Origin of the sequence: Paraburkholderia bannensis NBRC 103871, assembly GCF_000685015.1 — a bacterium.
In the GTDB taxonomy this organism is placed as follows: Bacteria; Pseudomonadota; Gammaproteobacteria; order Burkholderiales; family Burkholderiaceae; genus Paraburkholderia; species Paraburkholderia bannensis.
The window spans coordinates 440,198-460,752 of the sequence record NZ_BAYA01000005.1 but is presented as its reverse complement, the minus strand read 5'-3'; the positions used below and the strand labels follow the sequence as shown (position 1 = coordinate 460,752).

Genomic DNA, 20,555 nt, shown 5'->3' with positions numbered 1-20,555 from the left:
GCTCGCTTACATGGTGGCGTAGTTCGGGCCGCCACCGCCTTCCGGCGTGACCCAGACGATGTTCTGCGTCGGATCCTTGATGTCGCAGGTCTTGCAGTGCACGCAGTTCTGCGCGTTGATCTGCAGGCGGTCTGCGTTTGAATCGTCTTTCACGAATTCATAGACCCCGGCTGGGCAAAAGCGTGCTTCCGGGCCGGCGTACTTCGTCAAATTGATGCCGACCGGTACAGTCGCGTCCTTGAGCGTCAAATGCGCGGGCTGGTTCTCTTCGTGATTCGTGTTCGAGATGAACACCGAAGACAGCCGGTCGAACGTGAGCTTGCCGTCAGGTTTTGGATACTCGATCGGCTTGCATTGCGAGGCGGGCTTGAGCATCTCGTTGTCGCGATGCTGGTGATGCAGCGTCCACGGCACGTTGCCGCCCAGCAGTTTCTGCTCGATGCCGACCATCAGCGTGCCCAGGTACAGGCCCTTGCTCATCCACTGCTTGAAGTTGCGCGCCTTGTACAGTTCTTCGTGCAGCCACGACTGCTTGAAACCTTCCGGATACGCCGCGAGTTCGTCGCCCTGACGGCCCGCCTGCACGGCCTCGAAAGCCGCGTCAGCAGCCAGCATGCCGGTCTTGATCGCCGCGTGGCTGCCCTTGATGCGCGAGGCGTTCAGGAAGCCCGCATCGTCGCCGACCAGCGCGCCGCCCGGGAACACGAGCTTGGGCAGTGACATCAGGCCGCCTGCCGTGATCGCGCGTGCGCCGTACGAGACGCGCTTGCCGCCTTCCAGATACTTGCGGATTTCCGGATGCGTCTTGTAGCGCTGGAATTCCTCGAACGGCGAGAGATACGGATTCGTGTACGCGAGACCGACGACAAACCCCACCATCACCTGGTTGTTGTCGATGTGGTACAGGAACGAGCCGCCGTACGTATCGTTCTCCAGCGGCCAGCCTGCGGTGTGGATCACGAGGCCCGGCTTGTGCCTGGCCGGATCGATCTCCCAGAGTTCCTTGATGCCGATGCCGTAGACCTGCGGGTCGGCGTCCTTGCCCAGCTTGAACTTCTCGTTCAATTGACGTCCGAGGTGACCACGCGCGCCTTCGCAGAACAGCGTGTACTTCGCGTGCAGCTCCATGCCGAGCTGAAAATTCTCGGTCGGCTCGCCGTCCTTGCCGATGCCCATGTTGCCGGTCGCGACGCCCTTGACCGAGCCGTCATCGTTGTACAGGACTTCAGCGGCCGGGAAGCCGGGGAAAATCTCGACGCCCAGCGCCTCGGCCTGCTGACCCAGCCAGCGCGTCACGTTCGCGAGGCTGATGACGTAGTTGCCGTGGTTCTTGAAGTTGTCGGGCAGCGCCCAGTTGGGCACGGACTTCGCACCGGTTTCGGAGAGAAACAGGAACTTGTCTTCCGTGACCGGCACGTTCAGTGGCGCGCCTTGCTCTTTCCAGTCGGGGAAGAGTTCGTTGAGCGCGCGCGGATCCATCACGGCGCCCGAGAGGATATGCGCCCCGATTTCAGAGCCTTTTTCCAGCACGCACACGCCGATCTCGGCGCCTTTTTCGGCTGCCAGCTGCTTCAGACGGATTGCCGCCGACAGCCCGGCCGGGCCGCCACCGACGATCACGACGTCGTATTCCATCGACTCGCGTGGGCCGTATTGCTCGATGAGCGCTTGCGTCGTCATCGGCATGCAGCCTCCGGCACCGCATCAAGGGCGATCGACGCTAGCTGTGCGCCAGGGCCGGAAGGCCGCAGCGCCAGTTCTTCGGGACGTCCGCTGATCCAGAGCGCGTGCAGCGGCGGCAGCGTCACGCCGCGCAGCAGCGTGCTTTCGACGCTCCATTGCCCCGCGAGGCTCACCAGCAGATGCGTCGTCGCGGGCGTCACATGCATCGAATGCGCGGCGACGCTTACGCGTGCGCGCGCCACGCCGCGTTTGCACATCACATTGAGCACCTTCACAGGCCGTGCAGGCAGGTTCACCCACACATGCAGGTCGCCCGAAAAATGCACCGGCTGGCCCGCGCGCGCGAGCAACTGGCCGTCCTGCGAACGCAGGTCGATCATGCCGTCGTCGATGGGCAAAAGCGTGCGGTCGTAGCCGTGAAACTGCGAGAACTTCGCTGCGCCATCGAGCGTCGCGATGCTCACGCGCCACGCTGCGGCGCCGCCCTGTTCCGGGCCGCGCGCGAGCGTGCGCGTCACGCCGCCGCCGTTTGCCCACGGCTCGGGCGCAAGGCGTGTGCTGTCGATGAACCGCACCGCGGTCATGGCGTCGGCGGCCTGGGAGGCTTCGGCTGACATCGCTGGCTGGCGGGCGTTCATGCGCGCGACTCCATTGCGCCGACCACGTCGAACAGGTCGCCCACGAGGCCCACGTCGGCGACCGAGAAAATCGGCGCATCGGGATCCTTGTTCACGGCGACGATGAACTTCGAGTCCTTCATGCCCGCGAGATGCTGGATCGCGCCCGAGATGCCGAACGCCACGTACACATCGGGCGCGACGCTGCGACCGGTCTGCCCGACCTGCGCGGCGTTGGGCGCGTAACCGGCATCGACGGCGGCGCGAGAAGCGCCGAGCGCTGCGCCCAGCGAACCGGCGAGACGGCCAAGCCGTGCCATGTTGTCGAGCGAGGCAAGGCCGCGTCCGCCCGCGATCACCACGCGCGCGCTGCCGAGATCCTGGCCGCTTTGTTCGGCGGCGCGACGCTCGATCAGGCGCGTGCGGGCGAACGGTGCGAGCGGCGCGAGCGCGACGACCTCCGCTGTGCCGCCTTCGGCAGCAACGGGCGAGAACGACGTCGTGCGCACCGTGGCGAACGTGCAGGTGGTTGCGCTTGCAACGGTCGCGATCACGCTGCCCGCATAGAGGCCGCGCACGAACTGCGCGCCTTCGCGCAGTGCGATCACATCGGCGAGAAACGCGCCGCCGGTGAGCGCCGCTGCACGCGGCAACGCGGCGCGACCCAGCGCGCGATGCGGCGCGATAATCGTCGAGTATTGCGGTGCGAGCGCCTGCAATTGCGCGGCGACCGTTTCGGGCGCGAGCGTTTGGGCATCGCCTGCCGATGCGCTCAGCACGCGCGTCACGCCGCTCACTCGCGCGGCGGCAGCGGCACTCGCAACATCGAATACGAGCAGGTCGACGGGTTGTCCCAAGGCGCTTGCCGCGCCAATCGCGCGCAAGGTTGCATCGGATACCGAATCAATCGAGGCGGCTTCGCGATCGGCCAGAACCAGCGTTCTCATCGTCATGCTCCTGCGGTTTCAAACACACGTTGACCGGCCAGCGCATCCAGCAGCGCCGCAATGCTTTCCACCTTCACGCCAGGCTCGCGCACGGGCGGATCGTTGAGCGTGAGCACGCTGCTCTGCGCATCGAGCGACGCGCCGCTCGCCGCCGCTTCGCGCGTGGCGAGCGGCTTTTGCTTCGCCTTGACGATGCTCGGCAGCGTTACGCGGCGCGGTTCGGCCAGGCGCAGGTCGGCGCTCACCACGGCGGGGCCGTCGAGCTGCCAGGTGGAGGTGCCCGCATCGTCGCCGCAGCTCACGCGCCAGCCGCCATCGACGGCGTCGAGCGCGCTCGCGTTGAGCGCCTGCGGCCAGTCCAGCAGCGCGGCGAGCATCGCGGCCACGCCGCCGATATCGCCGTCGATGGCCTGCTTGCCGCACAGCACGAGGCCGTAGTCGACCTCGCTCATATGGGCCGCGACCAGTCGCGCCACGGCCAGCGAATCGAGCGTGGTCGTCGCCGCGCCCGTGTCGATCAGCACGGCATCGTCGGCGCCCATCGCGAGCGCGGTGCGCAGCACGTCCTGGTGCGTGGGCAGGCCGCAGGTGAGTACGGTCACGTGCGTCGCGACGCCGGCTTCCTTGAGTTGCAGCGCTTTTTCGAGCGCGCATTCGTCGAACGGATTGAGCGACATCTTCAGCCCGGTCGTGTCGATCGCACCGGCGGCGCTCAGGCGTACGCGCACGTTCGGATCGACCACGCGCTTGACGGGCACGAGAATGCGGATAGTCATGAGTGTTCTCCTGTCTGCCTGGGTGCTGTCAGGACACCGCGCCCAGACCGTACTTGCCGGTCAGGAGCTGGCCGCTGGCGAAGCGCGAGAGCGCATAGGGTTCGAGCGAGACATCGGTGGGCAGGCCCAGTGCATGTTGCGCGAGCAGCTTGCCGATGCCCGGCGAGAGCTTGAAGCCGTGTCCCGAGAAACCGAAGCCCACGGTCAGGCCCTCCACGTCGCCGACGCTGCCGAGCACCGGGTTCCAGTCGGGCGTCACGTCGTACACGCCCGTCCACGACGAGGCAAGACCTGCGGTCTCGTAGGCCGGGAAATGCTCGGCGACCTGCGCGCCGACTTCGGCGACATAGTCGAGCGAGATCTCGCCCTGCTCGGTTTCGGGCGCGTTGAGCGTGTCGCCGACGACGCCTTCGGAGACCAGCATCTGGCTGCCGCCGTAGCTGCGGAAATACAGCATGCCCGCCGAGCCGAGATCCTTGAACGCGGGCATCGCGAAGGTATAGGGCGCGGCGTCGCATTCGAGCGCGAGCACAGTATGGCGCTCGGGCTTGACGGGCAGCGGCACGCCGATCCATTCGGCGAGTTCGGGCGTCCAGATGTTCTGCGTGCTGATGAGCGTGCCGCAGCTGAAATTGCCTGCCGTGGTTTCGACGCCCACGACGCGGCGGCCTTCGCGAACCAAACCGGTCACACGCGTGCCTTCCATGATCTTCACGCCGCGACGGCGCGCGGAGCGGGCGAAGCTCGTCGCCACGAGATAGGCGTCGGCGAAACCGGCTTCGGGTTCGAAGCCGATCAGCGCGGCGTCGTCGAAAGTCGCGATTGGCAGGCGTTCCTGCGCTTGCTGGCGGTCGAGCAACTGCACCTCGATGCCCATGTCCTGCTGCGCGCGCAGCGACGCGGCGAGCGGATCGAGCTTGTCGCCTGCGGGCGCGGCGATCATATAGCCGCACTTGACGAGACCGCACGAGGCCTCATCGTCGCCGAGATAATCCGCGAAATTATTGAACGCCCACCACGACGCGCGGGCGAGTTCGACGTTCTGGCGCACCGAATAGTGCGTACGCAGCAGGCCGGACGATTGCGAAGTGGTGCCGGCGCCGATGGTGCCCTGATCGACGACGAGCACGCTTTTGGCGCCGAGTGCGGCGAGATGGTGGGCGACGGACGTGCCGATCACGCCGGCGCCGATCACGACATAGTCATAGTGGCTCATGGGGCCCCCGTGGGTGGACGATGGAACGGATTCTGGCTCCGCCTTGCGCCACGCTTTTTTGTATTAGGCAAACTTATGGACGACGAGCGCGATTGCTCATCCTCGGCGTGAACGGTGCAGGGCGCGGCATGATGGTGTCCAGCGCGGTGCATGTTTCCGGTCTATTTTTGGAGATGACATGAGACGCACCCAGGCGCCTATCGATTTGAACGCCTTGCAGGCTTTTCTTGCGGTGTGCGAGACCGGCTCGATGACGGGCGCGGCGAAGCAACTGGGCGTGAGCCAGAGCGCGGTGAGCCAGGCGATTGCGGCGCTGGAGCGCGACCAGGGCGTGACGCTGTTCGATCGGGAGAGCCGGCCGCCGCGGCCGAACGTTGCGGGGCGGGCGTTGCTGGAACTGGCGGGGGCGTTGCTGGAGCACGCGCAGATGGTGAGTGCGCGGATTGGCGATGCGTCGAATGCGGGCACCTTGCCGGTGCGGTTGGGGTGTGTCGATTCGTTTGCGGCCACGGTTGGGCCGGAGTTGATTCGGGCTGTCTCTGGGTCGGCGCGGCAGATTGCTTTGTGGTCGGGGTTGACGCCGGGGTTGAGCAAGCAGTTGCACGATCGTGAACTGGATATGGCTGTGTGTACGCAGACCACGCTTAACGATGCGCGCATTGTCGAGGTGCCGATTTTTTCCGAGGCTTTTGTGGTGGTAGTGTCGAAGGCCTGGCTTGCGCAGCGGCGTAATGTCGATTGGCGGACGCTGGCGCTTGAGTTGCCTTTGATTCGGTATACGGCCAGGTCGGTGATTGGGCAGCAGGTTGAGCGGTATGCGCGGCATCTGGGGATCAATAGCCCCAGGCGGTATGAGTTCGATGCTACCGATCCGCTTTTGAGTCTCGTCGCTGCGCGGCTTGGGTTTGCGATTTCTACGCCGCTTTGTTTGTGGCAGGCGCGGCATTATTTGCCGGAGATTGCGGTTTTGCCTTTGCCGGCTGGGCGGCTGGGGCGGCGGGATTTTTTCCTGCTGCATCGGCAGGGGGAGTGGGAAGCGTTTGGGCAGGAAATTGTTACGCTTACCCGGCGGGTGCTTGATGGGACTATCAGACCGGCGCTTTTTAAGGCGTTGCCTGAGTTGGGGGAGGATGCGATTTTGTAGTTTTTTTGTTTTTGCTTTTGTTGTTGGGTTTGTTGGCATTTCCTTGAGTTCGCGTCGGTCTATTAGCGTTGCCCCTGTGCGGGGCGGCACTTACTTTCTTTGCCGCGGCAAAGAAAGGTAAGCAAAGAAAGCCGCTCAAACCGCCAGTGTGACGCAGTCCACCACGCGCCCACCAGGGGAGTGGTGACTGGGCATTGCTCGCATCACTCGCCGTATAACGGATAGGCGGCACCCGCACCTCCGGGGGCGCAAGCGCCCCGTTGGGCATAACAAAAACCCTTGGTTTGCAGGCATTTTCGTTCCCGCCGTCGCAGCAAAAACAGTGGGTTTCCCTTGCAGACCTTGCCGTTGCGAGCGTAGCGAGCAACGGGATGTGCGGGCGTCACCACTTTGTTGTGTGGCGCGAGAACCGAGCGCTGCCCAGTCACCACTCCGTTTATGGGCGAGAGGTGGACTGCGTCACACTGGCGGTGTGAGCGGCTTTCTTTGCCTACTTTCTTTGCCGCGGCAAAGAAAGTAGGTGCCGCCCCGCACAGGGGCAACGCTAATAGACCGACACGATCACAAGGAAATGCCAAAACCCTCACAAAGCGCGCCAACAGAAAACGTTCATAGCAACTCGAAAAACGAGGATCAAACCCAAATGACCGACTTATATTCGCTTGAACGCGGCGCGGCGCCGCTTGTGATTTCGATACCTCATTTAGGCACTCAAATCCCAGCAGCCCTTCGCCACCTCTACACAGAAGAAGCGCTGACCCTAACAGACACAGACTGGCACCTCGACCGCCTATACGCCTTCGCACGAGAGCTAAACGCGACGATTATCGGCGCAAAAATCTCGCGCTACGTGATCGACCTGAACCGCCCTCCGAATGACGAGAGCCTGTACCCAGGCCAGACGACAACAGGCCTGTGCCCAACCGAAACCTTCCGCGACGAGCCCATATACAAACCAGGCTGCGCCCCAGACGAAGCAGAACGCGCGACGCGAGTAGCGCACTACTGGCAGCCCTACCACAACGCATTGCACACCGAACTAACCCGCCTGCGCGAGCACCACAAAAACGTGCTGCTTTGGGAAGCCCATTCAATAGCGAGCCTCTTGCCGCGCCTGTTCGACAACAAGCTTCCGGACTTGAATCTAGGCACACAAGACGGAAAAACCTGCGCAGAAACCGTACAACAAGCCGCCATCGCGGCGATGAAATCGAGCCCCTACACATCCATAGCGAACGGCCGCTTCAAAGGCGGCTACATCACGCGCAGCATCGGCGCGCCATCGACTGGCATCCACGCGATCCAACTGGAGATGTGCCAATCGACCTACATGAACGAAGCAGCGCCATTCAACTACGACACAGCAAAAGCCGAAGCCATCCAGCCCACGCTTCGCAACATGATCACCGCGTCGCTAGACGCCCTGCAGCACCTCGCTCCGACGCTTGCATAAGCGTTCCTGATACTGGAGCGTAAGTGGCCGTCCCGTTTCAGTGCAGGGACGCGCCGCAGAAAGGAATCGCGCGCACCGCGAACAGGCAGGCAACGGTGCAAACAAAGCAGCACCCGCAAGGAACCGAACCCCGAACCACGCGCCAGGTGTTTATCTACAGGAACTTTTGATTCACGCAGATAAACATGGCACGGAGGTTGCATAAGAAAGACGCACGAGCTTCACTCCGCGCTGCCCGGCGGATAAATGAAGATCGACAGGAATTGAATGGGCGTCTTGATGAGCCGCTCGGGGCCGTGAGGAACATCGGCCTGGAAGGTGAGCGTGTCGCCGGGATGCAGGACGTAGGTGTGCTGGCCGTGGCGGTACTCCAGCACGCCCTTGAGCATGTGGATGAACTCGGTGCCGGGATGTTCGAAGGTCGGGAAACGCTCCGCCTCGTCGTCCATGGTGATGAGGAAGGGCTCGAAGGCTTTGCGCGGGCCCTGGTCGTAAGCAAGCAGATGGTAGGTGTGGCCGCGTTTGGTGCCTTTGCGCACCACTTCCATGCCCGCGCCCTTCTTGACGAGCTGTGCGCCGCCCTGCGGCACGTCGAAGCCGCGAAACAGCGTGGACAGCGATACGCCCAGCGTCTGCGCAATGCGGTTCAGGACGTCCAGTCCGGTCGAAGTCTGCGCGTTCTCGATCTTCGAGAGCATGCCGCGGCTGATGCCGGCCTGGTCGGCAACCTGGGCGATAGTCAGGCCGTGGCGCAGACGCAGTTCGCGCAAGGTCGCGCCCAGGTAGCGTTCGAGTGGTGTTTTGCTGTCGTCCCCGGTTTGCATGGTCGGTCTCGGCGCAAGGTGGCAAGTAACAAGTGGCAGGAATAGCGGCCCGGCCCGTCATGGGTTCGCCCATCTGCGCGCCGGAGGTTTAACCGCAGGAAGCATTGTTGCATGACAGTAAAGGTAGTTCCATAAGTTGCGCAGCGCACGCACAACGCAGACGCGGCGCAAGTGCAGCGTCACTGAGCATCGAGGCCGGCGTCCCCGCAATGGCGGTCAGGCCTTCAGCAAGTAATTGCCGTGTGCAAGGCGCACGGTCTCTTTCAACCGCCAATGCAGTAGTTGCAAGGAGTAGCGATGAATCTGAACGATGCGGGCAAGCTGCCGCTCAACGAGCCAGCCGGCGTGCCGCGCTTTGACTCGGCCGAGGACGCGCAAAGCTGGCTGGGCCAGCAGGGCGTGAAATATGTACTGGCGCAATTCGTCGATATTCACGGCGTCGCCAAAGCCAAGTCGGTGCCGCTCGCGCACCTCAAGAGCGTGCTCAAGGCCGGCGCCGGTTTCGCGGGCTTCGCGATCTGGGGCGTCGGCATCGAGCCGAACGGCCCCGACTATATGGCCGTCGGCGATCTCTCGACGCTCACGCCGGTGCCCTGGCAGCCGGGCGTCGCGCGCATCGTCTGCGACGGTCATGTCGATGGCGAAGCCTGGGCCTACGATTCGCGCGTCACGCTCAAGCGCCAGACCGCCCGGCTCGACGCGCGCGGCTGGACATTGTTTACGGGCCTCGAACCGGAGTTCTCGCTGCTGCGCCGCTCGGCATCCGGGACGCTTGAGCCGTGCGACCCGAGCGATACGCTCGCCAAGCCCTGCTACGACTACAAGGGCCTCTCGCGCACGCGCGTGTTCCTTGAGCGCCTGACTGAATCAATGCGCGCGGTCGGCATCGACGTCTATCAGATCGATCACGAAGACGCCAACGGCCAGTTCGAGATCAACTACACGTACACCGATTGCCTGACCTCGTGCGATCACTACGTGTTCTTCAAGATGGCGGCTTCGGAGATCGCCAACGACCTGGGCATGATCTGCTCGTTCATGCCCAAGCCGTTCGCGAACCGTCCGGGCAACGGCATGCATATGCACATGTCGATCGGCGACGGCAAGCGCAATCTGTTCGCCGATCCGGGCGACGCGCTCGGCATGGGGCTGTCGAAGCTCGGCTATCAGTTCACGGCAGGCCTGCTCAAGCATGCCCCGGCGCTCACGGCGCTGTGCAACCCGACGGTCAACTCGTACAAGCGCCTGGTCGTGGGCCGCTCGCTCACCGGCGCAACCTGGGCGCCGGCCTACGTGAGCTATGGCGACAACAACCGCTCGACCATGGTGCGCATGCCCGGCGAGCGCATCGAGTTGCGCCTGCCCGACGGCGCGTGCAATCCCTATCTGGCGACGGCGGCCGTGCTGGCAGCGGGTCTCGACGGCATCGACAACGAACTCGATCCGGGCGCGCCCTCCAACGAGAACCTCTACGAGTGGTCGAGCGACAAGCTCAAGGAGCACGGCATCGCCGTGCTGCCGCAGAACCTCGAACAGGCGCTCGACGCGCTCGAAGCCGACACGCTGATCTGCGAGGCGCTCGGCCCGGTCGCGCAGGAATTCATCAAGCTCAAGCGCATGGAGTGGCTGGAATACATGCGCCACGTTTCCGACTGGGAACTCAAGAGCTACCTCGAATTTTTCTAAGGAGAACACTTATGTGCGGAATCGTAGGCTTGCTGGTGAAGACGCCAGCGCTACGCGAGCGGCTCGGCGAACTGATGGTGCCGATGTTGATTGGCATGACCGAGCGCGGCCCCGATTCGGCGGGTCTCGCCGTGTTCGGCAAGGAACTCGATGCGAGCCAGCGAAAACTGAGCCTGTACTCGGGTTTCACCGACGAGGGTGCGCAGTTCCCCTGGCAGTCGCTGCTCGACAAGCTCAATAGCGCGATGGACGTGACGGCGCGCATCGACGCGAAATCGAATCACGCCGTGCTCACGCTGCAAGGCAGCGCGGAAAAAGTGAAGGCGTGGATCAAGGAAACGTATCCGTTGCTCTACCTGCTTTCGACGGGCCGCTCCATCGATCTCTACAAGGACATCGGCTCGCCCGCCGAAGTCGCGCAGCGTTACGACTTCTCGAAGCTCAAGGGCTCGCACCTGGTCGGCCACACGCGCATGGCGACGGAATCGGCCGTGACGCCCGACCGCGCGCATCCGTTCACGGCAGGCGAGGACTTCTGTCTCGTGCATAACGGCTCGCTGTCGAACCCGTATGGCGTGCGCCGCAAGCTGGAGCCGCTCGGGATCCGCTTCGACACGGACAACGACACGGAAGCCGCGTGCCGCTTCCTGGAATGGCGCCTGCGCGAAGGCGACGCGCTGCCCGATGCGCTGCAAAAGGGCTTCGAGGAACTGGACGGTTTCTACACGTTCCTGATGGGGACGTCGAACGAACTCGCGCTGATTCGCGATCCGTTCGCCTGCAAGCCCGCAGTCGTGGCCGAAAACGACGACTACGTGGCGATCGCGTCCGAGTTCCGCTCGCTCGCGCATCTGCCCGACATTCGCAACGCAAAGGTATTCGAACCCGCACCCGAGGAGATGTACGTATGGAAGGCGTGATTTTCGACCTGGAAAAACAGGGCGTGCGGGAACTGAACCAGTACCTGCACGGCGACGCGGCCGCGCTGAAAGGCCAGCAGATCAGCGTGAGCTCGCCTAACGGCGCACACAACATCGCGGTAGGCGTGGATGCGGACGTGCACGTGCGCGTCGAAGGCCACGCGGGCTATTACGCGGGCGGCATGAACAAGCACGCGACCATCGTGATCGAAGGCAGCGCCGGCACCGGCGTCGGCGAGAACATGATGAGCGGCAAGGTGCACGTGCGCGGCTTTGCGTCGAATGGCGCGGGCGCATCGGCGCACGGCGGCCTGCTCGTGATCGACGGCGATGCGGGCCTGCGCTGCGGCATCTCGCTCAAGGGCGGCAACATCGTGGTGGGCGGCTCGGTCGGCAGCTTCTCGGCGTTCATGGCGCAGGCCGGGCGCATGGTGATCTGCGGCGATGCGGGCGATGCGCTCGGCGATTCGCTCTACGAAGCCGTGCTTTACGTGAAAGGCCAGGTGAAGTCGCTGGGCGCCGACGCGCAATTCGAGCCGATGACCGATGCGGACATTGCCGCTGTGCGCGAACTGCTCGACGCGGCGGGCCTCGACCACGACCCGGCGCAGTTTCGCCGCATCGCCTCGGCCCGCACGCTCTACCACTGGAACGCCGACGCGGACCAGGAATATTGAAGCCTGCAGAAACTAGTAGAACCTAGTTGAACCTCATAGATCGAGAAGGTCCCCATGGAAACCAAACCGGTTCATTTCGCGCGTCTGCAACAGGAAGAGTCCAGCACCTTCGACCGCAAGACCATCGATTACATCCATACCGCCGCGCAGCGCGGCCTGTATGAAATTCGCGGGCTAGGCTCGAAGAAGACGGTGCCGCATTTCGACGACCTGCTGTTTCTTGGCGCGTCGCTGTCGCGTTATCCGCTCGAAGGCTATCGCGAGAAATGCAGCTCGCAGACCGTGCTAGGCACGCGCTTCGCGAAGAAGCCGATTGTGCTCGACACGCCCGTGACGATCGCGGGCATGAGCTTCGGCGCGCTGTCGGCGAACGTGAAGGAAGCGCTTGGCCGCGCCGCCACGGCGGCGGGCACGTCCACCACCACGGGCGACGGCGGCATGACGCAGGAAGAGCGCCAGTCGTCGAAGACGCTGGTCTATCAGTGCCTGCCGTCGCGCTATGGCTTCAATCCGGACGACGTGCGCCGCGCCGACGCCATCGAAGTCGTGATCGGCCAGGGCGCGAAGCCGGGCGGCGGCGGCATGCTGCTTGGGCAGAAGGTGAATCCGCGCGTGGCGTCGATGCGTACGCTGCCGGCGGGCGTCGATCAGCGCTCGGCGAGCCGTCACCCCGACTGGACGGGCCCCGACGATCTGGCGATCAAGATTCAGGAACTGCGCGAGATCACCGACTGGGAAAAGCCGATCTACGTGAAGGTTGCCGCCACGCGCACCTTCAACGACGTGAAGCTGGCGGTGCACGCGGGCGCGGACGTCGTGGTGATCGACGGCATGCAGGGCGGCACGGCGGCCACGCAGAGCTGCTTCATCGACAACGTGGGCATTCCCACGCTGGCGGCGGTGCGCCAGGCCGTCGATGCGCTCGAAGACCTCAACATGAAGGGCAAGGTGCAGCTGATCGTGTCGGGCGGCATCCGTACCGGCGCGGACGTGGCGAAGGCGCTGGCGCTGGGCGCCGACGCGGTGGCGATCGGCCAGGGCGTGCTGATGGCGCTGGGCTGCAATAGCGAGAGCTACTTCCAGAACGGCGCGCTGCATTCGGCCGTGGCGGACTACGCGGCGCTCAACACCGCGCCCGGCTTCTGCCACCACTGCCACACGGGCAAGTGCCCGGTGGGCGTAACGACCCAGGACGCCGTGCTCGAAAAGCGTCTGGAGCCGGAGGAGGGCGCGCGCCGCGTGCGCAACTACCTCAAGACGCTGACGATGGAGCTCACCACCATCGCGCGCGCCTGTGGCAAGCAGAACGTGCACCACCTGGAGCCCGAAGACCTCGTGGCGCTCACGGTGGAAGCGGCGGCGATGGCGCGCGTGCCGCTGGCGGGCACGTCGTGGATTCCGGGCCTCAATCGATAGGCCGCGCGCTCAAACGCAGCGATTTATTTTGAAAAGCAGTCCGTAGTAAATCGGCGTGATAGAAAGGATGCGGCCGCTTTCAAGGCCGCCGCGCGCATCGCCATCGCAGCGAGGCGCGCGACATCCTTCCTGAGAAGTCCACCACACCAGGCCGTCGCGGCGCTGCCGCACGCCTATCTACAGGATCGTGCAATGAAGAGCTTGAGCAAACTACTCGCACTGGTCGGTGCGCTGGCGCTCGCGCTGCCCGCGTGGGCGCAGGGCGCTGCCGCGCCGGTGCCGAACAAGGGCGACACCGCCTGGATGATCGTCGCAACGCTGCTGGTCGTGATGATGGCCGCCCCCGGTCTTGGCCTCTTTTACGGCGGCATGGTGCGCGCGAAAAACATGTTGTCCGTGCTGATGCAGACGCTCGTGATTTTCTGCCTGCTGGGCGTGCTGTGGGCCGTGTATGGCTACAGCGTCGCGTTCACCGAAGGCAACGCGTTCTTCGGCGGCTTTTCCAAGCTGTTCCTCGCGGGCGTGACGCCCGATACCACGGCCTCGACGTTCAGCAAGGGCGTGGTGATTCCCGAATATATCTACGTGTCGTTCCAGCTGACGTTCGCGGCGATCACGCCCGCGCTCATTATCGGCGGCATTGCGGAACGCGCGAAGTTTTCGGCCGTGCTCGCGTTCATGGTGCTGTGGTTCACGTTCTCGTACCTGCCGATCGCTCACATGGTCTGGTACTGGCCCGGCCCGGACGCCTACACGAGCGCCGCCGCCGCGGACAAGGCCAACGCCACGGCAGGCTTCCTGTTCCAGAAGGGCGCGCTCGACTTTGCGGGCGGCACCGTGGTGCATATCAACGCCGGCATTGCCGCGCTCGTGGGCGCCGTCATGATCGGCAAGCGCGTGGGTTATGGCCGCGAGCACATGGCGCCGCATAACCTCACGATGACGATGGTGGGCGGCTCGCTGCTGTGGGTGGGCTGGTTCGGCTTCAACGTGGGCTCGAATCTGGAAGCGAACGGCGCGGCCTCGCTGGCCTTCGTCACGACGCTGCTGGCGACCTGCGCGGCCACGGTTGCGTGGACGTTCGTGGAATGGGCGTTCAAGGGCAAGCCGTCGATGCTGGGCGCGGTGTCGGGTGCGATCGCGGGCCTGGTGGTCATCACGCCCGCGTGCGGCTTTGTCGGGCCGATGGGCGCGATCGTCATGGGCCTCGTTGCGGGCGCGCTGTGCTACTGGGGCGTCAACGGCCTCAAGCGCATGCTGGGCGTGGACGATTCGCTCGACGTGTTCGGCGTGCACTGCATCGGCGGGATCGCGGGGGCGTTGCTCACGGGCGTGTTCGCCTCGCCGCGACTGGGCGGCACGGGCGTCTACGACTACGTCGCCAACAAGGTGGGCGACTACGACATGGCGAGCCAGATGATCGCGCAATGCTGGGGCGTGGGCACCTCGCTGGTGTGGTCGGCGGTGGTGTCGTTCGTGGCGTTCTGGCTGGTCGACAAGGTGTTCGGCCTGCGCGTGGACCAGGAGGGCGAGCGCGAAGGGCTCGACGTCAGCTCGCATGGCGAGACCGCTTACCACGCGTAATTACCGGCTAGACCGCGCGCGTCACTGCATGCGTCAGCGGACGCGGCGCTCGCGCGCCGTTGGGCGGCACGGCGGGAGCAGGCATAATATGGCATGCCATGGGCAGGCGCACGTTACGTGCGTGCGCCGCCGATGGATTTTGCCATGGTTTTTGCCAACCCTTACCAGCCGTCCGCCGTCCATGTCCGACCTCAAAATCGACCGTAATGCCAAGACGCTGCGCGAACTCACGCTCGACAAGTTGCGCGGCGCGATCGTGCAGGGTTACTTCCGTCCCGGCGCGCGCCTTGTCGAGCGCACGCTGTGCGACGAACTCGGCGTGAGCCGCACCGTCGTGCGCGAAGTGCTGCGCCACCTGGAAACCGAAGGCCTCGTCGAGACCGTCGGCCGCCAGGGGCCAGTCGTCGCACGTCTCGACCCGCAACAGGTGGGCGAGATCTACGAACTGCGCGGCCTGCTCGAAGCCCACGCGGCGCGCGCGTGCGCCGAACAATCGACGCCCGAACTCGTGAAGGAGCTGCGCGAATTGCGCGCGGTGATCGAAGCGGCGTTTGTCGAGCAGGATCTGCCGCGCGTGCTCGATTACACCGAACGCTTCTACGACGCGCTGTTCGAAGGCGCGGGCAAGAGCGTGTCGCTGGGCGTCGTGAAGACGCTCAATGCGCGCATCAACCGGCTGCGCGCGCTGACCATCGCCACGCCCGGCCGCAGCAACGAATCGAACCGCGAGATGAACGCGCTGCTCGACGCCATCGAACGCCATGACGGCGACGCGGCGGCGGCCGCTTCGTCGGCGCATATCCGGCGCACGGCGGAACTGGCGATGGCGGCGTTGGCGCGGCTCGATGAGGACGCGGACGCGTCTTAAGGCGCACGATGCGGCGCAGTATGACCCGACACGTTGCGACACGACGCGATCAGGCAGGCTGCTGCGTGTCGGCCAGCGCCGCTTCCAGGAACTCGATCAACGTCCGCACCTTCGCGTTGAGCGCCGAACGCTCGGCGACGCAGGCGTAAATCTCCATCGGCTCGGGCTCGGCGTACGCTTTCTTGCGGCGCCCCGCTTTGGCCTCGAAGAGCGGCAGCAGGTGGCCGCTGTCGATCAGCGGCTGCGCGACGAAACTCGCGAGCCGCGCAATCCCACCGCCATTCACGGCGATCTGCGCGAGCATGTCGATATCGTCGCAAACGAACGCAGCGTTCAGCTGCGCGTCGAAGCGCTCGCCGCCACGCACGAAACCCCACGGCAGAAAGCGCCCATCGGTCGGGTAGCGCAACACCAGACAGGCATGATCTTTCAGCGCTTCCGGCGAATCGGGCACGCCCGCGCGTTCGAGATAAGCGGGCGACGCGCACACCAGAAAGGGCCGCGAGGCGATGCGCCGTGCGATCAGCCGCTCGTCGAGTTGCGCGGCGATACGCAGGCTCACATCGACCCCTTCCAGCCGGTGATCGACACGTCGGTCGGTGCTGATGAGTTCGATATCGATGCGTGGATACGCGGCCTTGAACGCCGGCATCAGCGGCGCGAGCACGTGACGCCCGAACGCCCGCGTGGTCGCGATGCACAGCGCGCCCTGCGGCTCGTTCGGGCCCGTCGCGGCTTGCGACGCGAGTTCGAGATCGTGCGGAATGTGGCGCACTTTCTCGTAGTAGCGCGTGCCGCTGTCGGTGAGCGCCATGCTGCGCGTCGTGCGCGAGAGCAGTCGCACGCCCAGATGCGCTTCGAGCCGCGAAAGATTCTGGCTGACGGCGGCGGGACTCATGCCTTGAGCGCGCGCAGCCGCCGCGATGCTGCCGCTCTCGACTACGCGGATAAAGCTGTTGATCAGACCTAGAACGTTCATCGCCGCCTCGCTGCCTTGATTCGTTGATTTTACTTAAGAATGAATCAAGCGCACGGCGCCTACCGGCGCGTGGGGCGGCTTGATACGCTGGCCGCTCTTTCCACTCCGCCCGTGTTCGAGGCTTGCGTCGATGACCACCAGAACGTCACAAAATGCGCTGCGAATCCGTTTCCCGAGACGTCTCACGCCGTATGTGTTCGCGCTTTATATGGCGACGATCATGGCGTTCCTGATGTGCCTCGTCATCACCTTCGCCGAATTCGGACTCGACGGGCATTACATGGAAAACGTGAAGAATGCCTATCGCGTGGCCATGCCGGCGGCGTTCGTCTGCGTGCTGATCGTGAGGCCGATCGTCGTGCGCCTGGTGGCATTGACGGTGCACGCCGGGGATTGACGCGCCTTAACGGCGGGCGACAGGTGCTTTAAACGCGTGCGCGGCGGTCGCTGCGCAGCAGGCCGTAAAGCGCGCTATCGGTGACTTCGTCGCCGACGATCCAGCGTTCGCGCAGCAAGCCTTCGCGCAGGAAACCCAGTCGCTCCAGCACGCGCGCGGAAGCGACGTTGCGCGGATCGATGTCGGCTTCGATGCGATTGAGCTTGACCGTATCGAAGGCGTGATCGACGACGGCTCCCGCCGCCTCGCTCATATAGCCGTTGCCCCAAAGCCGGCGTTGCAGGCAAAAGCCGATTTCGGCGCGGCGGCATTGCTCGTTGACGTGGAAGAGATCGCAGGTGCCGATCACGTCGCCCGTTTCGGGCAATTCGATCGCGCAGGTGAGGTCGGTGCCTGCGGCCAGCTTCAGGACGCGTTCGATGCGCGCAGACGCTTCGTCGACGTGATGCATCGGCGAGAACGAGAAGTAGCGCATGGCTTCGGCGTCTGACCAGATCGAGAAGAGCGCTGCAGCGTCGCTGTGACGAAGCTCGCGCACGCGCAACCGCGCGGTGGTGAGCGTGACGGATTCGAACATGTTTTATCGTTTTTAATGAGAGGCAAGCGTCAGGAATCAGCCCTGGTCGTCGCGCTTGAACCGCTTGAGGACGAGCACACACAGCGCGGGCAGATGCACGACGCCCATGCCGCCAAAAATCACCACCCACGGCGGCGCAATCGTGCCGGACAACATCGCCGAAAACGTGCCGAACGCCAACCCGACGAGCAGCAACACCGCGTGCGCGATAAAGCGCTGGCGGCGCGTGGCCGCGAAGCGCGGGATGCTCACATGAACGTAAATCATGACGAGCAGGGAAATAGTGGCGATGAGCGGAAACATGGCGATGGAGCAGCTAAGCGTGTGGTGATTTGAGTAATGCACGCGATGTTACGCGAGGCGCGCATTTTCCGAAGCTGACACTGCGCGCATCGCCGGTTTGCCTTCTGCTCCCCGCTGGCCGCAATGGCCAGCGCTGCTTCCCTCGGTTTCCCCTGCGTCACGCCATCCCGCCCCAATATCAACCCTCCTACCTATCATGGTATTCCATAATATTGACGGCCTTTTTGTCCGCTATAACATGGCATACCATAATCTCATGCAAGATGAGTCACTGCCCAGCCAGGCCCATACCGGCGGGAAACCCGGGTGAGCAGCAGGCCGCAACCGCGCCGCCCCAAGGAGTACGAGATGACCAACCCCAGCACCGAACCCTTCGACACGACCGGCTTTCGCCGCGCGCTTGGCGCGTTCGTGACCGGCGTGACCGTCGTGACGACGATCCAGGCCGACGGCACGCCGCGCGGCTTCACCGCGAATTCGTTCACGTCGGTGTCGCTCGATCCGCCGCTCGTGCTGGTGTGCGTCGCCAAAAGCGCGTCGAGTCACGACGTGTTTTCGCAGGCGCCGCAATTCGCCGTGAGCGTGCTGGCCGAGGATCAGAAGGACGTGTCGGGCGTATTCGCCTCAAAGAGCCCCGACAAGTTCGCCCAGGTCGCCTGGCAAACGCGCGCAACCGGTGCGCCCGTGATGCACGGCGCGGCGGCGCATTTCGACTGCGCGACGCATCAGGTAATCGACGCGGGCGACCACATCGTCCTTCTGGGCCGCGTGCTCGATTTCGCGCATACGGGCGTGTCGCCGCTCGGTTATTGCCGCGGCGCCTATGTGAGCTTCTCGCTCTCGCAGGACGCTATCGCCGCTACGGCCGCGAGCGAGCATGCCCAGGTGGGCGCGATCCTCGAAAACTCGGACGGCGTCGTGCTGCTCGAAACGCCCGATGGCCTGCGCCTGCCGCGCGGCACGCGCCTGGAAGCGGCCAACGATCCAGCGAGCCTGCGCGGCGTGCTGGCGAGCCTCGGTCTGGTTGCGCACCTCGACTTCATCTTTGCGGTGTTCGAGTCGGCGCAGGCGCGCCAGCAGGCCGACGACGGCGTGCGCATTTTCTATCGCGGCCGCGTCGTCGCGCAGCGCGGCATGAGCGCGCCCGAGTTGTTCATCGTGCCGCTTGCGCAGATTCCGTGGGACGAACTGAGCGATCCCGCCGAGCGTTCGATGTTGCAGCGCTACGTGAAGGAGCGTCACGAAGACGCCTTCGGCGTGTACGTCGGCGACAGCGAAGCCGGCACCGTGCAGACCCTCGCGCTGACCTGAACGCGGCCTGACGCGGCCTGAACGTGAACTGAGCCCCTCACCCGACGCGGCGCGCGTCGCCATCGCGCCATCGCATCGTTGTCATGCAGTCAACTCGCAGTCATTTCGCAGTCATTTGATCCGTGGAGAAAGTCATGAGCAGCAGATGGACCCTGTACGCCGCGCCGTTGATCGCGGCAAGCGCGATGATGCTGGCGGCCGCGCCCGCCCTGGCCGCCGATCCGATCGTCTTCACCAGCTGGGGCGGCACGACCCAGGCGTCGCAGCAGAAGAACTGGGCGCAGCCGTTCGCGCAGGCTTCGGGCATCAACGTGCTGATGGACGGCCCGACCGACTACGGCAAGTTCAAGGCGATGGTCGAAAGCGGCAACGTCAACTGGGACGTGGTGGACGTCGAAGGCGACTTCGCCTACGCCGCTGCCAAGGACGGGCTGATCGAGCCGATCGACTATTCGGTCGTGAAAAAGGACGAGCTCGACCCGCGCTTCTCGTCGCCGCAGGCGGTGGGCAGCTTCTACTATTCGTTCGTGCTCGGCTACAACAAGACGGCGTTCAAGGGCGCGCAGCCGTCCACGTGGGCCGACCTGTTCGACACGAAGAAATTCCCGGGCAAGCGCACGTTCTACAAGTGGTCGGCGCCGGGCGTGCTGGAAATCGCGCTGCTCGCCGACGGCGTGCCGGCCAGCAAGCTTTATCCGCTCGATCTCGACCGCGCGTTCAAGAAGCTCGACACCATCAAGGGCGACATCGTCTGGTGGAGCGGCGGCGCGCAGTCGCAGCAGTTGCTCGCATCCGGCGAGGCATCGATGGGCATGTTCTGGAACGGCCGTCTGCATGCGTTGCAGGCGACGGGCGTGCCGGTCGGCATCTCGTGGAACCAGAACCTCACGGCCGCCGACATGCTGGTGATCCCGAAGGGCGCCAAGCATCGCGACGCGGCGCTCAAGTTCCTTGCGGCCGCAACGAGTCCGCAGGCGCAGGCGAAGTTCGCGGCCGATACCGGCTACGCGCCGATCAACGTGAAGTCCGCTGCATTGATGACGCCCGCTGTTGCGAAGACATTGCCCGATCAATACACGCAGTCGCAGATCAACCTTGATATGAAGTACTGGGCGGCCAACCGCGATGCAATCGCCAAGCGCTGGTACGCGTGGCAGGCAAAGTAAGCATGCCGAAG

General features: G+C 64.5%; 20 protein-coding genes. 11 read left to right on the top strand and 9 right to left on the bottom strand.

Translation table 11 applies throughout. The features are described 5' to 3' along the window. Positions 1-6: 6 nt before the first annotated feature. From BBA01S_RS10875 to BBA01S_RS10855, 5 genes are read right to left on the bottom strand one after another with little or no spacing between them, the layout of a single operon-like run. Entirely contained in the window at positions 7-1,680 is a 1,674-nt protein-coding gene (locus tag BBA01S_RS10875; RefSeq protein ID WP_027816459.1) for an electron transfer flavoprotein-ubiquinone oxidoreductase, read from the bottom strand. Further along, on the bottom strand, positions 1,677-2,321 hold the full coding sequence (locus tag BBA01S_RS40865) for a HutD/Ves family protein (protein WP_052391725.1): 645 nt from the start codon (positions 2,319-2,321) through the stop codon (positions 1,677-1,679). The genes BBA01S_RS10875 and BBA01S_RS40865 overlap by 4 nt, the downstream gene beginning before the upstream one ends. Then, positions 2,318-3,247, bottom strand: a complete 930-nt coding sequence (locus tag BBA01S_RS10865) for an electron transfer flavoprotein subunit alpha/FixB family protein (RefSeq protein WP_027816458.1) — start codon at positions 3,245-3,247, stop codon at positions 2,318-2,320. The genes BBA01S_RS40865 and BBA01S_RS10865 overlap by 4 nt, the downstream gene beginning before the upstream one ends. A gap of 2 nt (positions 3,248-3,249) precedes the next feature. Further along, positions 3,250-4,023, bottom strand: coding sequence for an electron transfer flavoprotein subunit beta/FixA family protein (locus BBA01S_RS10860; RefSeq protein WP_174479165.1), 774 nt, complete (start codon positions 4,021-4,023; stop codon positions 3,250-3,252). Positions 4,024-4,051: 28 nt separating this feature from the next. Further along, a complete protein-coding gene (locus tag BBA01S_RS10855; protein ID WP_027816456.1) occupies positions 4,052-5,239 on the bottom strand; it encodes an NAD(P)/FAD-dependent oxidoreductase in 1,188 nt (395 codons plus the stop codon). Positions 5,240-5,417: 178 nt separating this feature from the next. Here BBA01S_RS10855 and BBA01S_RS10850 point away from each other — a divergent pair, with 178 nt between their 5' ends. Both BBA01S_RS10850 and hutG read left to right on the top strand, forming a co-directional pair. Beyond that, entirely contained in the window at positions 5,418-6,383 is a 966-nt protein-coding gene (locus BBA01S_RS10850; protein ID WP_027816455.1) for a LysR family transcriptional regulator, read from the top strand. Between the two features lie 643 nt (positions 6,384-7,026). Then, on the top strand, positions 7,027-7,836 hold the full coding sequence (gene hutG / locus BBA01S_RS10845; protein ID WP_027816454.1) for an N-formylglutamate deformylase: 810 nt from the start codon (positions 7,027-7,029) through the stop codon (positions 7,834-7,836). Positions 7,837-8,057: 221 nt separating this feature from the next. Here the strand turns inward: hutG and BBA01S_RS10840 are convergent, their stop codons facing one another. Beyond that, positions 8,058-8,660 carry a helix-turn-helix domain-containing protein gene (locus BBA01S_RS10840; protein ID WP_027816453.1) on the bottom strand — a complete coding sequence of 201 codons (603 nt, stop codon included), beginning with the start codon at positions 8,658-8,660 and terminating at the stop codon, positions 8,058-8,060. A gap of 297 nt (positions 8,661-8,957) precedes the next feature. On the opposite strand from BBA01S_RS10840, the gene glnT reads away from it, so the two are divergent. From glnT to BBA01S_RS10810, 6 genes are all read left to right on the top strand, one after another. Beyond that, complete coding sequence (glnT, locus tag BBA01S_RS10835; protein ID WP_084162053.1) at positions 8,958-10,346, top strand: type III glutamate--ammonia ligase; 1,389 nt, start codon at positions 8,958-8,960, stop codon at positions 10,344-10,346. A gap of 11 nt (positions 10,347-10,357) precedes the next feature. Further along, positions 10,358-11,266 carry a class II glutamine amidotransferase gene (locus tag BBA01S_RS10830; RefSeq protein WP_027816451.1) on the top strand — a complete coding sequence of 303 codons (909 nt, stop codon included), beginning with the start codon at positions 10,358-10,360 and terminating at the stop codon, positions 11,264-11,266. Continuing rightward, entirely contained in the window at positions 11,254-11,943 is a 690-nt protein-coding gene (locus BBA01S_RS10825) for a GltB/FmdC/FwdC-like GXGXG domain-containing protein (RefSeq protein WP_027816450.1), read from the top strand. Before BBA01S_RS10830 ends, BBA01S_RS10825 begins: the two co-directional genes overlap by 13 nt. A gap of 54 nt (positions 11,944-11,997) precedes the next feature. Further along, positions 11,998-13,359, top strand: coding sequence for an FMN-binding glutamate synthase family protein (locus BBA01S_RS10820; RefSeq protein WP_027816449.1), 1,362 nt, complete (start codon positions 11,998-12,000; stop codon positions 13,357-13,359). A 192-nt stretch (positions 13,360-13,551) separates the two neighbouring features. Beyond that, entirely contained in the window at positions 13,552-14,943 is a 1,392-nt protein-coding gene (locus BBA01S_RS10815) for an ammonium transporter (protein WP_027816448.1), read from the top strand. A 181-nt stretch (positions 14,944-15,124) separates the two neighbouring features. Continuing rightward, positions 15,125-15,811 carry a GntR family transcriptional regulator gene (locus BBA01S_RS10810; protein WP_027816447.1) on the top strand — a complete coding sequence of 229 codons (687 nt, stop codon included), beginning with the start codon at positions 15,125-15,127 and terminating at the stop codon, positions 15,809-15,811. A gap of 49 nt (positions 15,812-15,860) precedes the next feature. Here the strand turns inward: BBA01S_RS10810 and BBA01S_RS10805 are convergent, their stop codons facing one another. Further along, entirely contained in the window at positions 15,861-16,790 is a 930-nt protein-coding gene (locus BBA01S_RS10805) for a LysR family transcriptional regulator (RefSeq protein WP_027816446.1), read from the bottom strand. A gap of 130 nt (positions 16,791-16,920) precedes the next feature. Here BBA01S_RS10805 and BBA01S_RS10800 point away from each other — a divergent pair, with 130 nt between their 5' ends. After that, on the top strand, positions 16,921-17,187 hold the full coding sequence (locus BBA01S_RS10800) for a DUF2798 domain-containing protein (RefSeq protein ID WP_027816445.1): 267 nt from the start codon (positions 16,921-16,923) through the stop codon (positions 17,185-17,187). Positions 17,188-17,215: 28 nt separating this feature from the next. Here the strand turns inward: BBA01S_RS10800 and BBA01S_RS10795 are convergent, their stop codons facing one another. Both BBA01S_RS10795 and BBA01S_RS10790 read right to left on the bottom strand, forming a co-directional pair. Further along, positions 17,216-17,764: a GNAT family N-acetyltransferase gene (locus BBA01S_RS10795; RefSeq protein ID WP_027816444.1), complete on the bottom strand. Its 549-nt coding sequence runs from the start codon at positions 17,762-17,764 to the stop codon at positions 17,216-17,218. A 36-nt stretch (positions 17,765-17,800) separates the two neighbouring features. Beyond that, positions 17,801-18,067, bottom strand: a complete 267-nt coding sequence (locus BBA01S_RS10790; RefSeq protein WP_027816443.1) for a hypothetical protein — start codon at positions 18,065-18,067, stop codon at positions 17,801-17,803. A 348-nt stretch (positions 18,068-18,415) separates the two neighbouring features. On the opposite strand from BBA01S_RS10790, the gene BBA01S_RS10785 reads away from it, so the two are divergent. After that, positions 18,416-19,378 carry a flavin reductase family protein gene (locus tag BBA01S_RS10785; protein ID WP_027816442.1) on the top strand — a complete coding sequence of 321 codons (963 nt, stop codon included), beginning with the start codon at positions 18,416-18,418 and terminating at the stop codon, positions 19,376-19,378. Positions 19,379-19,512: 134 nt separating this feature from the next. Then, positions 19,513-20,544, top strand: a complete 1,032-nt coding sequence (locus BBA01S_RS10780; RefSeq protein ID WP_027816441.1) for an ABC transporter substrate-binding protein — start codon at positions 19,513-19,515, stop codon at positions 20,542-20,544. The last annotated feature ends 11 nt before the right edge of the window (positions 20,545-20,555 follow it).